Origin of the sequence: Streptococcus sp. 68, assembly GCF_013277415.1 — a bacterium.
Taxonomy (GTDB): domain Bacteria; phylum Bacillota; class Bacilli; order Lactobacillales; family Streptococcaceae; genus Streptococcus.
The window spans coordinates 1-14,740 of record NZ_VMMX01000001.1 but is presented as its reverse complement, the minus strand read 5'-3'; the positions used below and the strand labels follow the sequence as shown (position 1 = coordinate 14,740).

Here is a 14,740-nt window from a genome sequence, read left to right as displayed (position 1 = left end):
GAAACCTATGATTGATCTTGGACAACTACATAAAAACACGCCTTATAAAAATGAATTAATTCCCTATTCTCTTACCCGGACTATTATGGAAGATGGCCTACCTGATATCCTGTTTCACTGGCATACAGATATGGAAATCATATACGTACATGAAGGACAAGCAAGATTCCATATAGATACAGACTATTTTAACAGTGAAAAAGGAGATATTATTTTAATACGTCCTAACGCTTTACATTCTATACACCCAATTGAAGATACTTATCACTGCATGGATGCAATAAACTTTCAATTAGACTTAATTGGTTATTCTACAAAGGATTTTGCATCAATTCATTACTTACACCCCCTATATAATGGACAACTAGACTTTAAACGTGTGATTAAGCCCAATCAACCTGGTTATACAAAAATTCGACAAACACTAATCAATTCAATGGAAATAGGATACCATAGAAAAACATTTTTTGAACTAGAATTAAAAAGTGAGTTACTAAAACTGCTTCACCTTCTCTTTCAATATAATTATGTGTATTCAAGTAAACAATCAATAGATGGTTATCGTAGAGAAGAAAAAATTAGAACAATTATCGATTATATAAGCGAACACTATCAGGAAGATTTATCAATTAATCTTCTAGCAAAACTATGTGGCTATAGTCCAACACACTTTATGAATTTCTTTAAAAAAAATTTAGGAGTTAGTTGTATGGACTATCTTATCCACTATCGTTTACGTAAAGCTACTGAACTTCTTCAACACTCTACTCTATCTGTTCTAGAAATTTCCTCAGAGGTAGGTTTTAAAAACTTATCAAACTTTAATCGCCAATTCAAAAAAGTTTACAAAACTACTCCCCGAAAATATAGAGAAGAAATAGATAAATAGATATTTTACCTTAGAAAAGTATTACAATTGGCTAGAATATCAGTAGAAACATTTATTATCATACTGTAAAATCAAGCTAAAGAATGGAGTAAAAGTATGAAAAAAATTATCTTCCTTGATGTTGACGGGACCATTGTTGACTACGATAACCACATACCCGATTCAGCTAAAATAGCTATCCAACAATCCCGAAAAAATGGACACTTAGTATTCCTTTGCACTGGACGAAGTAAAGCTGAGATGCCAAACAAAATTTTAGATATTGGCTTCGATGGTATCATTGGAGGAAATGGTTCCTACATTGAGTACAAAAATCAAGTTCTCATGCATCAACTGATTCCGTATGAGACTGCCAAACAAGTTGTTGATTGGCTTGAATCAAGAGGATTAGAGTTCTATCTTGAAAGTAATAACGGATTATTTGCGAGCCGTAATTTTCGTGATGCTGCAAGACAGATACTCTGCATCTATGCCTTAGGTAAAGGAGCTAGTGAAGACCAAATTTTAAACATGGAGCCAGAAGATGCGCTACATGGATTAGTTTATGGTGGAGAACTGTACCGAGACGATCTTAATAAAATTAGTTTTATTCTCAATTCCTACCAAGATCACTTAGATTCTAAAAAAGCTTTCCCACACCTAAAAGCTGGTACTTGGGGAGGTCGAGGAGAATCAGCTCTATTTGGTGATTTAGGGGTAAAGGATATTAATAAAGCACACGCTGTTAACATCATTCTTAAGCATTTAGGAGCAAATCATATTGATACAATTGCTTTTGGTGATGCTAAAGTTGATATTCCAATGCTCGAAACCTGCCATATTGGTGTTGCTATGGGTAATGGCGGTCCTGAAATACTAGCTATGGCTGATATTATAACAGATGATGTTCGACAAGATGGACTTTATAATGCCTTTAAAAAATTTAATCTACTGTAGGATAGTAAAATGAAAAAAACTCTCTATTTAATGCGTCATGGACAAACTCTTTTCAACAAACGTCATCTTATACAAGGTTGGTGTGATTCTCCGCTAACAGACTTTGGGATATACCAAGCTCAAGTAGCAAGTGAATATTTCAAAGAACATGGAATTATCTTTGACAGTGCTTTTAGTTCAAAATCTGAGCGCGCGTGCGATACTTTGGAAATTGTAACTGATGGAAAAATACCTTATACACGAATTAAAGGTCTCAAAGAATGGAATTTTGGTATTTTTGAAGGAGAAAGCGAAAATCTAAATCCCTCTATCCCTTATAACGATTTCTTCGTCTATTATGGTGGAGAATCTCAATTAGATTTACAAGAGCGCATAAATAACACTATTTGTTCACTTATGAAGGAAGATACAGGAAACTCTATTCTTATTGTGTCCCATGGAGCAGCTATTCGAAATTTTGCCAGAGTCTGGGAAAAGTAAGAACAAACAACTATTCAAAATAGAATGACAAATTGTTGAATTCTCAAGTTCACATACTCTAACGATATTTTTTATTTAGAAGAAGTTATCAATCATGATTTTAGCAATTGGAATAATAATTCTAATCAATAAAAATTAGATAAATTAATTTATTAGAACCGTTAGTTTTAACAATTATCATCTGCAATAACAAAAAGCCATGGAAATTTAAAAATCTCCATGACTTTTTTTATTATGTGACTATTAGTCCGTCTCGCTCCGTTAGGTACGAGACAAATAAACCACCCGCTATGCGGGTGTGCGTCGAAGGTTATACTAAACGGTACAATAAAGGTGTTCAAGCCAATTGTAAAGCGAAAGGAGAAAAATATGGCACAAAAGGCTCGTAGTTTATCGCACACAAAGTGGCACTGTAAGTATCACATTGTGTTCACCCCTAAGTATAGACGAAAAGTCATCTATAATCAATATTGAAGTAGTTTAGGCGAGATATTTCATCGATTGTGTAGTTATAAAGGAGTTGAAATTATCGAAGGACACTTGATGCCAGACCATGTACATATGTTAGTCAGTATTCCACCAAGGATAAGTGTTTCAAACTTCATGGGGTATTTAAAAGGGAAAAGTGCACTCATGATGTTTGACAAACACGCCAATCTCAAATATAAGTTTGGGAATCGGCATTTCTGGGCGGAAGGTTATTATGTGAGTACAGTAGAACTCAATGAAGCCACAATTAAGAAATATATTCAAGAACAAGAAAAGCATGATATAGCACTAGATAAATTAAGTGTAAAAGAATATGAGGATTCCTTTAGGGATAGTGGTAAGTAATACCCAAGCCTTTTTGAGAGGCAAGTGACGAGTCAAGAGCAATAAGGCTTAAACAAAGTGAAAGCCAGCGTCTTTAGGCGCTGGCTGGTAAGCTGGCTGATAATTTGGGCTTATAGCCCTGGGACAAACCACCCGTTAGACGGGTGGTCATGATTTTGCGGAATATGTATATACTTATCTAATTGATTCAAGCTATTGAATAGCTTTACGATAGGCCTTGAAGGGGCGCCCAACTTTCGTATAAATTTGTTCACTTATCAGCTTCCCCTGCTCTTCCATGTAGGCGACGTATTTTCGGACAGACACATGGGAGAATTGACTAGCATCAGCCAATTCTTGAATGGTAAAAGGTTGCTTTAGACGAGAAATTGCTTGAAGGATATGTTGGTAAGTGGCTTCTGACAAACCTTTTTCATCCAATTCTTGATGGCTAGCAGGGTTGGCAACGGAAAATTTATGATGGTAGTGGTCAATGGTTTCTTGTCCCACGGTAGCTTTATCAAAGGCCTTATAGTGTTGTAAAAATCTCTGAATAGCTACTTCAAAACGGTCAAACGTAAAGGGTTTGATGAGGTAGTCAATCACTCCAAGGTGAAAACTAGATTTGACTATTTGAGCCTCACTAGCAGCAGTTATGGCAATAACCTCTACATTAATATGATTGGCTCGTAACTCCTCGAGCAGAGTCAGACCATTGCCATCCTTGATATGGATATCTAGCAGGATGAGGTCAATCGGGTATTTTTCAAGAAAGTGATGTGTTTCGATCTGACTGTTGGTAGAGTAGATTTCACGAAAAATAGCCATTTTTTCTAAGTAGTTACGGTGAATAAATTCCACCATTGGATCATCTTCGATAATTAAAACGTTCATTTCCGTCTCCTTAATAGGCAATGCGTGTAGAAATAACAATCATATCTTCTTGCGTATTAAACTCATACTCTCCATCTGCATCTGCAAGTAGTTGCTGAAAATAGGGTTCTTGAAGAGAAGCTAGAAAATTATCGCTCAAAAATGTTGGAGCAGAAAATCGATATTCTGTCTGCAACAGTTTATCCTGATAAGACAACTGTATTTGGATGGTCTCTGGCAATGTAAAATGGAGCAATGAGGTGTTGATATACCGATGAATAAAAATGTAGTGATGAAGCTGATCTGCCATCTGTGGCAGTCCGACTTCTTCTCGTATTTCAAACTGCAGTTGGGTGTGTTTTTCAGAAAACTTTTCTTTTTCTCCGACAAGAAAACTAGCCAGCTGGGGGTCTTTGATCAACATGGATAGACTGGTCAAAAATTCATTCCGTGGCTCCAAGAGCTCCTTTAAATAGACTTTAAGCTCATCATAATATGCAATGTCAACGAGACCATAGATAACATGCAATTGATTCATAAAAGAGTGGGTCTGGGCTTGCAGGGCGGAGGCATATGTGGTGGTATAAGCCAGTTGTTCCATCTGCAATAGGGTCTCTGTTGCGTTGCGCATAAAGACAACATAGCCACGATTTTGATTTTGCACAACTATTGGAGATATAGACAAGAGATAATCCTGGTTTCTGAATGAAACAATTTGTTCGTTCTGGGTTGCAAAATGCTTCTCATTGAGCATAGGAAGGAGATCATCCAAGCGTTCCCCGATTAACTTTTTATTATCAGAATAAGCTCCTAATAAACGGGTGGCAGCCGGATTGTGACGCTGGATATAGTGTTGTTGGTCAAGGACAAAGACAGCGGCATGAGTCTGCTCCAACATGGCATTGCGCTCTTCAAGATTTTGAAAAATCTCATTTGGCTCTAGATTATGGAGCCGTTTTTTAAGAAAATAGGAAATGCTACTGGTTACCAGTAAACTAAGGAGAATGCTAATGACCAATGCACGTGTATACTGTTGGATATTCTGCTGGGAAATATCGCTTAATGTCGTCAATTTTAACCCAACAGCAACGGCACCTATCTGCTGCTTACCATCATAGACAGGAACAATGTAGCGTAGAGACTCCCCTAAGCTTCCTTCAGCGACAGAAAGGATTTCCTGCCCATTGAGGACAGCTTTTTCGTCTCCTCCTTGAAAGGATTCTCCAATTTTTGAAGGATTCGGATGAGTTAATCGCGTCCCAGATAAGTCCATCACTACAATATAATCCAGATGAGAATCCTCGGCCAATGCAAGGGTGTAGTCCTGCACCTGTTGATCTGATTCGCCCTGCTTTAGCATAGCGATAATCTGCTGATTCTTAGCAATCATCCGACCAGCTGTTTTTAAAAAACGCTCTTCCTGAGTGCGAATAATCTGATAGGATTCATGAGTTGTTTCATAGTAAAAGATAGATAGTATCAGGGTTAACACCCCGATTAAAAACAAGGAAAGAAAGGCCCAAAGGGATAAATTTTTCTTCATATAATGCCTCCACTTTTAGTATACCACATATTTTTTTAGAGAATCTAGCTTAAATTAATTAAATAAATTGAAATACTTCAATTAATTAAATAATCTTCACAGAACAACAGACTTCTTTTATACTAAAACCAAGAACTTAAAAGGAGGTACTTTCATGGCTAGCATGAAAGCAAAACAGCAGCCAACTTTGGATGCAACAAAACAATCCATTTCAGATGTTAAGGTCGGGTCCGTTCCCTTGCCGGTATACCTTTGTCTGTCAGCCCTTATCTTAGCGGCAGGGCTTTTACAGCAGCTACCTGTCAATATGTTAGGCGGATTCGCAGTAATCCTTACCATAGGTTGGTTGCTAGGGACAATAGGAGCTAGTATTCCTGGCTTGAAAAACTTTGGTGGCCCAGCGATTCTCTCGCTTTTGGTGCCTTCTATTCTCGTCTTTTTCAATTTGATTAACCCCAATGTTTTGGAAGCTACGAATGTATTGATGAAACAAGCGAATTTTCTGTATTTCTATATTGCTTGTTTGGTCTCTGGTAGTATCCTTGGGATGAACCGTAAAATGCTCATTCAGGGTCTTTTTCGTATGATTATTCCGATGCTTCTAGGAATGATTTGTGCTATGGCAGTTGGAACCCTTGTTGGTGTCCTTCTGGGGCTGGATTGGCAACATACCCTCTTCTACATTGTAACCCCAGTCCTTGCTGGAGGAATTGGTGAAGGAATCCTTCCGCTTTCCATTGGCTACAGTGCTATTACGGGTGTATCGAGTGAACAATTGGTTGCTCAGCTGATTCCGGCTACTATCATCGGAAACTTCTTTGCCATTCTTTGTACAGCTCTCCTCAGCCGACTTGGTGAGAAAAAGCCTGAACTGTCAGGACAGGGGCAGTTGGTTAAGGTTAGCGACAAGGAAGATTTATCAGATATTTTAGAAGATAAGTCTGGTCCGCTTGATGTCAAAATGATGGGAGCAGGGGTCTTAACCGCATGTACCCTTTTTATCTCAGGCCACCTCATGCAGCACCTGACTGGATTCCCAGGACCAGTCCTTATGATTGTCATTGCAGCCTTGATGAAGTATGTCAATGTCATCCCACAAGAAACACAAAACGGTGCAAAGCAACTCTATAAATTTATTTCAGGAAACTTTACCTTCCCGCTTATGGCAGGACTTGGCTTGCTCTATATTCCTTTGAAGGATGTAGTAGCCACCTTAAGCTTACCGTACTTTATTGTGGTCATCAGTGTTGTCTTTACTGTCGTTTCAGTCGGTTTCTTTGTCTCCCGTTTCTTGAACATGCATCCTGTCGAAGCTGCTATTATTTCATCTTGTCAAAGTGGCATGGGAGGGACAGGAGATGTTGCCATCCTGAGTACAGCAAATCGGATGAACTTGATGCCATTTGCCCAAGTTGCTACTCGACTAGGTGGGGCAATTACAGTCATTATCATGACCGCTATCTTACGAATGATTTTTAAATAAGAATAAAATAAGAATAAAATAATAAAAAGGAGTTATCAAAATGGTAGAAAATGTAGGTCAATTGGCCATTGAACAAGCAAAAGCGAATGGCGGAAAACTAGAAGTAGTCTCAAAAGTTACGGTTGATAATCGCCATGATCTGAGTATTGCCTATACACCCGGTGTTGCTTCCGTATCTTCTGCAATCGCAGAAAATGCAGATTTAGCTTATACGCTGACTACAAAGAAAAACACAGTGGCTGTAGTCAGCGACGGGACAGCTGTATTAGGCTTGGGTGATATAGGTCCAGCTGCAGCCATGCCTGTTATGGAGGGAAAAGCTGCGCTCTTTAAACGATTTGCGGATGTTGATGCAGTGCCGATTGTTTTGGATACAAAAGATCCAGAAGAGATTATTCGTATCGTCAAAGCAATGGCACCTACCTTTGGTGGGGTAAACTTGGAAGATATTTCTGCACCGCGTTGTTTTGAAATTGAGCAGCGACTCATTGAAGAATGCGACATTCCAATTTTCCATGATGATCAGCATGGAACAGCAATCGTTGTTTTGGCTGCCCTCTTCAACAGTCTGAAGCTATCTCAAAAAGAGTTGGACAAGGCAAAAATTGTAGTAAATGGTGGTGGTTCAGCCGGCTTATCTATCACTCGCAAACTCTTAGCTGCAGGCGCTACAGATGTGACAGTTGTCGATCGCTTTGGTATCATCAGCGAAGGAGACCATGACAAGCTAGCTCCACATCACCAAGATATTGCCAAGGTGACCAATCGACGCTTAGCTAGTGGTAGCTTGGCAGATGCTTTAGTGGGAGCAGATGTCTTTATCGGTGTTTCTGCCCCAGGCGCCCTCCATCCTGAGTGGATTGCCAAGATGAATGACAAGCCCATTATTTTTGCTATGGCAAATCCAATTCCTGAAATTTTCCCTGATGAGGCTCTGGCCGCAGGTGCCTATATTGTCGGGACAGGACGAAGCGATTTTCCGAATCAAATCAATAATGTATTAGCCTTCCCTGGTATCTTCCGTGGTGCTTTAGATGCGCGTGCGAAGAAGATTACAGTAGAAATGCAGATTGCCGCTGCTAAAGGTATAGCCAGCCTCATTCCTGATTCAGAATTAAGTCCTACCAATGTCATTCCAGACCCATTCCAAGAAGGTGTCGCAAAAGTCGTCGCAAAGAGTGTCAGCGCTGCTGTTAAAGCCTAAAAGAATCCTATCCCTTGTCCAATTCCTGATAAGGGATTTTTTTAAGAAAAAGTTCAAGAGATAAAACGCAAAAAGCAGGGACAGCCATAGAAAAATCATCTTGGTGTATAATAGTCTTGCATCTCAGATTCCCAAACTTGTATTTGAGATTGGCATGTTTGTCAAATATCATGAGTGCACTTTTACCTTTTAAATACCCCATAAAACTTGAAACACTTATCCTCGACGGAATACTTACTAACATATGTACATGATCAGGCATTAAGTGACCCTCGATAATTTCAACACCTTTATAACTACATAAGTGGCGGAATATTTCTCCCAAACTGCTTCGATAGTGATTATAAATGACTTTTCATCTATACTTAGGAGTGAGCACAATGTGATAGAACACATCCACTTTGTGTGTGATAAACTATGTGCCTTTTGTGCCATATTTTTCTCCTTTCGCTTTACAATTGGCTTGAACACCTTTATTGTATCGCGTTTGGAGTTTTTTGGTATAACCTTCGACGCGCACCCGCATAGCGGGTGGTTTTTTTGTCTCGCACCTAACGGAGCGAGACGGACTGAAAGTCACATAATAATGTAAACTTTAAGGTAAACTTTTCAAAAAAACACGAAAAAAGCACCCATAAGATAAACTTTTGAGTGCTTTGAAACGTTGATATAATCGTATTGATTAACGTTTTGAGGCAACTGACCTTGTCAGGTTGTAGCCACATTTGTAAGCGACTAAAGTCGCAACAACTGTGTCAATTGCACCAATTTAGTAAGAAAGTATAAAAAAAGAACACCCCGAAAGGTGCTCTGTATAAGTATAGTAATTCTTTCGAATTAACGTTTACTAAATTGTGATGCTTTACGAGCTTTCTTAAGACCTGGTTTCTTACGTTCAACTTTACGTGAGTCACGTGTAAGAAGTCCTGCGCGTTTCAATGAATCGCGGAAGTCTGGGTCTACTTGAAGAAGGGCACGAGCGATACCGTGACGGATAGCTCCTGATTGACCAGCGTATCCACCACCTACAACGTTAACGAAAACGTCGTATGAACCTACAGTTGAAGTAACTGCAAATGGTTGGTTGATGACAAGACGAAGGTCAGCGTGTGGGATGTACTCTTCAACATCTTTTTTGTTAACAGTGATTTTACCAGTTCCTGGAACAAGGCGAACGCGTGCAACAGCGTTTTTACGACGTCCAGTACCTGCATATTGTGCTTGTGACATACTTTATTGTTCCTTTCCTTAGATAAGTCCTGAAATGTCAAGAACTTCTGGTTGTTGTGCAGCGTGAGTGTGCTCAGCTCCAACAAATACTTTCAACTTCATACCTTGAGCGCGTCCAAGTGTATTGTGTGGAAGCATACCTTTAACTGATTTCTCAATCAAACGTACTGCATTTTTAGAACGAAGTTCACCTGCAGAGATTTGTTTCAATCCACCTGGGTGGTTTGAGTGAGTGTAGTAGATTTTATCAGTTGCTTTTTTACCAGTCAATTTAACTTTTTCAGCATTGATAACAATCACAAAGTCACCTGTATCAGTGTGTGGTGTAAATGTTGGTTTGTTTTTTCCGCGAAGTACGCTAGCAACTACTGCAGAAAGACGTCCAAGTGGTACATCAGTTGCGTCAACTACGTACCATTTACGTTCAACTTGGCCTGGTTTAGCCATAAATGTTGTTTTGTTCATGATTTCTCCTATATATAGTTCGATTTTTGTTTACGGTGATGGGTGTTCCTTCCCATCGAAAAGTATTTGGAAGGTTCCGGGGCCTTTCAAATGGGGTAAACAATACCGCCTACTATAATACCAAATTTCACCCCTAAAAGTCAATAGATATGAAAAATATTTTTCTAAACGTAACTTCTCAAAGTAACTGAAAGTTATATAATCAAGTTAATTTGAGAATTTACCTATTAACTTCGGTAGATTTTTGGGATTTTTTCCTTATTTTTCCATGTAGCTAAAATCCTTTTCAAAAAATCACCTTTTCTTGATTTTTAATCCTATTTGCTGTATGATAAGGGAAAAGAAAGGGGGCAGAAATATGGCTTTTACCAATACCCAGATGCGGTCTGCTAGTTTTGGCATTGTTACCAGCTTGCCTGATGACGTTATTGACTCTTTTTGGTATATCATCGACCACTTCTTAAAAAATGTCTTTGAATTAGAGGAGGAACTCGAGTTTCAATTGCTTAATAACCAAGGAAAAATTACCTTCCACTTCTCAAGTCAACACCTCCCTACAGCCATTGATTTTGACTTTAACCACCCTTTCGACCCTCTTTATCCCCCTAGAGTACTGGTTTTAGACATGGACGGTAGAGAAACTATCCTCCTCCCAGAAGAAAATGACCTATTTTAATACTCAATGAAAATCAAAGAGCAAACTAGGAAGCTAGCCGCAGGCTGCCCAAAACACTGTTTTGAGGTTGCAGATGGAAGCTGACGTGGTTTGAAGAGATTTTCGAAGAGTATAAAAACTCTAGCCTTCAGTTGCAAACGACTGAAAACTAGAGTTTTTTCTATTTTTTCAAAGCATTATACAAGTTACGGATCGGTTGCTTTAATGTCGGATGGATAAAATGAGGCGCAATTTCCTGTAAGGACTCAAGGACAAAAAGGCGTTCCGCTATGTAAGGATGAGGCAGGATGAGGTCGTCTGTATAAAGGACCTGGTCCTCCACAAAGAGCAAGTCCAAATCAATCAAACGAGGTCCCCAATGCACTTCTCTCACCCGTCCCATCTCTACTTCAATGGTTAACAAGGTTTCTAATAGCACTGGGGCAGGCAACCAGGTTTCTACTTCAACCACTTGATTAGCAAAGATATCCTGCTCAACACCACCCCAAGGCTCCGTCGTCAATACACTGGACTCTTTGAGAATATGGATACCTCGATTTCGCATGTTCTCAATGGCTTGCTCCAAATTCGCTTGTTTGTCTCCCATATTGCTTCCTAGGGCGATAAAGGCCCGTTGCTTGCGGCGATGAATAGTCACTGAGCAAGTGTCTAATGGCAAATGAACCGGTGCCCAAGGTTTTTTGAGTTCTAGCTTTATTTCTTGGACAAGAGGATAGACCTCAAAAGTACGTTCTACCAGTTTGTAGGCTACCGTTTCAATCAAGTCCTCAGTTGTTTCCTGAAACCAAGCCGTCCACTGCTGACACAGTTCTCCATAATGGACAGAGGCTGTCAAATCCAAGTCTGTAGCCGCCTTGGTCATATCATAGGATAGGATGGCTGAAACGACAAACTTCTGCCCCAATTCCTTCTCACTAGGAAAAAGACCATGATAGGCAAAAATTTCCAAATCCTTAATCTGCAGTTGATCCATAATGATTCCTTTCTAGAAAAATCCGCCCAAAGCGGATTCTTTTTATACTCAATGAAAATCAAAGTGCAAACTAAGAAGCTAGCCGCANNTTTGAGGTTGCAGATAGAAGCTGACGTGGTTTGAATTTGATTTTCGAAGAGTATTATAGTCCCATTAAACGATAAGCCTGATCTCTAAGGTCCTTATCTGTTTCAAATAGACCACGAGCTACTGTCGTCAAGGTTGCAGTGCCTGGTTTTCTGACACCACGCATACTCATACACATATGTTCTGCCTCAATGACAACAAAGGCTCCCTTAGCACCTAGATAGTCCATCAAGGCATCGGCCACTTCGATATTCAAACGTTCTTGAATTTGTGGTTTTTTCGAATAAACTTCAACCGTACGGGCTAGCTTAGACAAACCTGCCACACGACCATCTGGAATGTAGGCAATATGTGCTCTCCCATAAAATGGTAGAAAGTGGTGTTCACACATGGTATGGAAAAAAATATCCTTTTCTACCACCATGTTGTCATCAATAATCTCAAAGGATTTTGACAAATGCTCCTCCGCTGTTTGACCAAGACCTGAAAAAATCTCTTGGTACATACGGGCTACACGAGCAGGTGTTTCCTGCAAGCCTTCGCGGTTAGCGTCCTCTCCGACAGCCTCGATAATCATTTTCACAGCTGCTTCAATCTTTTGTGTATCCATTCTCATTCTTCCTCTCCATCAGATAGGCTCTCACTTGGCTCAAGAAATACAAGGAACCTGTGACAATCCTAACTGTTTTTTTCTCTTCTTTTTTATCTGTTAATTTTTTCTCTAGAAAATCCTGCCAATCTCTGTAGCTGAGATTTCTAGACTTAGCTGCCTCTTCCAGCACACTTTCATCAGTCGCCCGACTATCGTCAAAATGTGTCAGAGTAAGCTCGGTATCTGGGATTTGCTCCAACAAATCCAACATATCCTCCAAGGCCTTGGTTTTGATACAAGTAAAGAGGATTTCCTTATGATAATCCGCAAAGCGTTCTTGCAAGGTTGCTAATAAAGCCTTGATAGCATGGGGATTGTGGGCTCCATCCAAAATCATCAAGGGATCTCTTGACACGATTTCCAAACGTCCCGGCCAACTTGTTTCTTCCAAAGCTTGAGCAAGCAGGTCATTGCTTGCTAGTTCTCGCCCATCTTCTTGACAAAAAGTATCAAGTAAAGCTATGGCCATCCCAGCATTCTCTATCTGGTGCAAACCAAGCAGGCCAGTCTGGAAGCGACCTTGTCTGACAGAACTGGTATAGTCAAAGACTTCCCCTGTAACCACACTCTTTTGATAGCTGACCTGATAATCTGTTCCGTAGGCAAGTCTCGGCACATCTTTCCCTTCCGCAATGCGGTCAATCACAGCCAAAGCTTCTGGAGTGATACGACCTGTTACCAAGGGAATACCTTGTTTGATAATACCAGCTTTCTGCTCTGCTATGGCTTCCAAGGTATCACCAAGTAGGGCTACATGGTCCAGTCCAATAGTCGTGATGCCTGTTAGAATAGGCTGGCAGACATTGGTACTATCCAAGAGTCCACCCATGCCCACTTCCATGATAGCCACATCTACTTGCTCTGAGGCAAAGTAGTCATAGGCTATGGCTGTGATAATTTCAAACTCAGTTGTGCCCTGTAAATTGGCGGCCGCTCCCCCCTCCAGCAAAGACTGATAGTCTGCCATGAGGGTTTCTAGTCTCGCTTCCGGGATAGATTCCCCATTGATGCTAATCTGGTCTGTGTAATGAATGAGATAGGGAGAGCTGAAAACGCCAACTCTCAGCCCTAGCTTTTCCAGCAGATTTTTCAAAAAAGCAATGGTCGAACCCTTGCCATTGGTTCCTCCGATATGGATGACCTTGAGTTTGAGATGGGGATTGCCACGCAATGCTAACAGTTCCACCATTCGTTCCAAGCCAAAATGCGGTTGGTCCGTCCGATAATTAGCAATCCACTGATTATTTTCAAATTCTTTCATCTTATTTATATTGTTTTAAATCTAAATTTTCCGCTTCATCAGCCAGACGAATAGCGGAGGCAATTTCAACTGCCATCCTGTGACTAACTACGTCATGCACGCGCACCACTTCTACTCCCTGCCTCGCAGCGATACTGGTTACATGAGCAGAAGCCGTGTCCCGATTTCGGAAACCAAGCTCTGTCTCAGGATTGACTTCAAACCCACTTTCTTCAAGGATATTGATGACAAATCGCTTGCGCGACACTCCAAGAAAGATTGGATAGCCTTTCTGATGTAGTTTATCCAGTTCCCGTAAAAGAAGCAGATTTTCTTTCTTGGTCAGACCAAAGCCGATTCCCGGATCCAACAGGATATTTTCTTGTGCAATACCAGCTTCGTCCGCTCTCGCTAGTGCTCGTTCAAAGAAAGCCTCCATCAAGCCTTCGATTGACCTTGTTTCAAAGTCAGCTAACTCTTTTTCTGTAAAGGTTTGACCAAAACCAAAATGAGGAAAGATGAGCGAGCTAGGGTGCTGAGGTCGTGCCATGACTGGATTAAACATGATGACCACTTTCGCTCTCGCTTTAGCTACCACATGGGCCATTTTTTCATCACCCATGAGACCAGTAATATCATTGACTAGATTGGCACCAGCAGCCAAAGCAGCCTCTGCCACCTGACTCTTCCAAGTATCAATAGAAATGAGGACATCACTTTCCTTGCGAATCGCTTTAATCACTGGAACAACACGCTGGATTTCCTCTTCTATCTCAACATAGCTACTTCCCGGCCGAGTCGATTCTCCGCCGATATCTAGCATACTAGCCCCTTCGGCTATCAATTTACGAGCCTGCTGGAGCGCTTGCTCAAGAGCAAAAAATTGACCACCGTCCGAAAAAGAGTCTGGGGTTACATTGATAATTCCGCAAATAGCTGTCTTTGCATGATTGGCTTTACTTGACATATCGGTCACTCCCTCAAGGCTTTTCACCATATTATTTCTCTATTTTACCATAAAAAGAAAAAGATGGACACGATTGCATTCATCTTTTTCCCAGTAGAAACAAGTAAGCAATTGTCAATAATCTTATACTCTTCGAAAATCTCTTCAAACCGCGTCAACGTCGCCTTGCCGTATATATGTGACTGACTTCGTCAGTCTTATCTACAACCTCAAAACAGTGTTTTGAGCA

At 40.3% G+C, this 14,740-nt stretch carries 12 protein-coding genes and 4 pseudogenes; 7 read left to right on the top strand and 9 right to left on the bottom strand.

Annotated features, from left to right (window positions below):
* Nucleotides 1-7 precede the first annotated feature (7 nt).
* The 4 genes and pseudogenes from HT720_RS00080 to tnpA (HT720_RS00065) all read left to right on the top strand — a co-directional run bounded on the left by HT720_RS00080 (nucleotide 8) and on the right by tnpA (HT720_RS00065) (nucleotide 3,139).
* Entirely contained in the window at nucleotides 8-889 is an 882-nt protein-coding gene (locus tag HT720_RS00080) for a helix-turn-helix domain-containing protein (RefSeq protein ID WP_173274350.1), read from the top strand.
* A 96-nt stretch (nucleotides 890-985) separates the two neighbouring features.
* Entirely contained in the window at nucleotides 986-1,825 is an 840-nt protein-coding gene (locus tag HT720_RS00075; RefSeq protein ID WP_173274349.1) for an HAD family hydrolase, read from the top strand.
* Nucleotides 1,826-1,834: 9 nt separating this feature from the next.
* Nucleotides 1,835-2,437 (top strand): annotated as a pseudogene (locus HT720_RS00070) (histidine phosphatase family protein).
* A 237-nt stretch (nucleotides 2,438-2,674) separates the two neighbouring features.
* Nucleotides 2,675-3,139, top strand: a pseudogene (tnpA, locus tag HT720_RS00065) (IS200/IS605 family transposase).
* Nucleotides 3,140-3,331: 192 nt separating this feature from the next.
* Here tnpA (HT720_RS00065) and HT720_RS00060 read toward each other — a convergent pair.
* Together HT720_RS00060 and HT720_RS00055 are read right to left on the bottom strand one after the other, a co-directional pair.
* Nucleotides 3,332-4,012 carry a response regulator gene (locus tag HT720_RS00060; RefSeq protein WP_173274348.1) on the bottom strand — a complete coding sequence of 227 codons (681 nt, stop codon included), beginning with the start codon at nucleotides 4,010-4,012 and terminating at the stop codon, nucleotides 3,332-3,334.
* A 10-nt stretch (nucleotides 4,013-4,022) separates the two neighbouring features.
* Nucleotides 4,023-5,534, bottom strand: a complete 1,512-nt coding sequence (locus tag HT720_RS00055) for a sensor histidine kinase (RefSeq protein WP_173274347.1) — start codon at nucleotides 5,532-5,534, stop codon at nucleotides 4,023-4,025.
* A 217-nt stretch (nucleotides 5,535-5,751) separates the two neighbouring features.
* On the opposite strand from HT720_RS00055, the pseudogene HT720_RS00050 reads away from it, so the two are divergent.
* A pseudogene (locus HT720_RS00050) lies at nucleotides 5,752-7,017 on the top strand (2-hydroxycarboxylate transporter family protein); the annotation flags it as partial.
* A 40-nt stretch (nucleotides 7,018-7,057) separates the two neighbouring features.
* Nucleotides 7,058-8,221, top strand: coding sequence for an NADP-dependent malic enzyme (locus tag HT720_RS00045; protein ID WP_173274345.1), 1,164 nt, complete (start codon nucleotides 7,058-7,060; stop codon nucleotides 8,219-8,221).
* Between the two features lie 127 nt (nucleotides 8,222-8,348).
* On the opposite strand, the pseudogene tnpA (HT720_RS00040) reads toward HT720_RS00045, so the two are convergent.
* From tnpA (HT720_RS00040) to rplM, 3 genes and pseudogenes are all read right to left on the bottom strand, one after another.
* Nucleotides 8,349-8,656, bottom strand: a pseudogene (tnpA, locus tag HT720_RS00040) (IS200/IS605 family transposase); the annotation flags it as partial.
* A 402-nt stretch (nucleotides 8,657-9,058) separates the two neighbouring features.
* Nucleotides 9,059-9,451: a 30S ribosomal protein S9 gene (rpsI, locus tag HT720_RS00035; protein WP_000075973.1), complete on the bottom strand. Its 393-nt coding sequence runs from the start codon at nucleotides 9,449-9,451 to the stop codon at nucleotides 9,059-9,061.
* Nucleotides 9,452-9,469: 18 nt separating this feature from the next.
* Complete coding sequence (gene rplM, locus HT720_RS00030; protein WP_001044624.1) at nucleotides 9,470-9,916, bottom strand: 50S ribosomal protein L13; 447 nt, start codon at nucleotides 9,914-9,916, stop codon at nucleotides 9,470-9,472.
* Nucleotides 9,917-10,274: 358 nt separating this feature from the next.
* Here rplM and HT720_RS00025 point away from each other — a divergent pair, with 358 nt between their 5' ends.
* Nucleotides 10,275-10,592, top strand: coding sequence for a DUF960 domain-containing protein (locus HT720_RS00025; RefSeq protein WP_000886037.1), 318 nt, complete (start codon nucleotides 10,275-10,277; stop codon nucleotides 10,590-10,592).
* A gap of 160 nt (nucleotides 10,593-10,752) precedes the next feature.
* Here the strand turns inward: HT720_RS00025 and folB are convergent, their stop codons facing one another.
* From folB to folP, 4 genes are all read right to left on the bottom strand, one after another.
* Nucleotides 10,753-11,565: a dihydroneopterin aldolase gene (folB, locus tag HT720_RS00020; protein WP_173274344.1), complete on the bottom strand. Its 813-nt coding sequence runs from the start codon at nucleotides 11,563-11,565 to the stop codon at nucleotides 10,753-10,755.
* 142 nt (nucleotides 11,566-11,707) lie between these two features.
* On the bottom strand, nucleotides 11,708-12,262 hold the full coding sequence (gene folE / locus HT720_RS00015) for a GTP cyclohydrolase I FolE (protein WP_000380916.1): 555 nt from the start codon (nucleotides 12,260-12,262) through the stop codon (nucleotides 11,708-11,710).
* Nucleotides 12,243-13,565 (bottom strand): folylpolyglutamate synthase/dihydrofolate synthase family protein, encoded by a 1,323-nt coding sequence (locus HT720_RS00010; RefSeq protein WP_173274343.1) that lies wholly within the window; start codon nucleotides 13,563-13,565, stop codon nucleotides 12,243-12,245. Before HT720_RS00010 ends, folE begins: the two co-directional genes overlap by 20 nt.
* A gap of 1 nt (nucleotide 13,566) precedes the next feature.
* The gene (folP, locus tag HT720_RS00005; protein ID WP_173274342.1) at nucleotides 13,567-14,541 is read right to left on the bottom strand and encodes a dihydropteroate synthase; all 975 of its coding nucleotides are present in this window, start codon (nucleotides 14,539-14,541) and stop codon (nucleotides 13,567-13,569) included.
* Nucleotides 14,542-14,740: the final 199 nt, after the last annotated feature.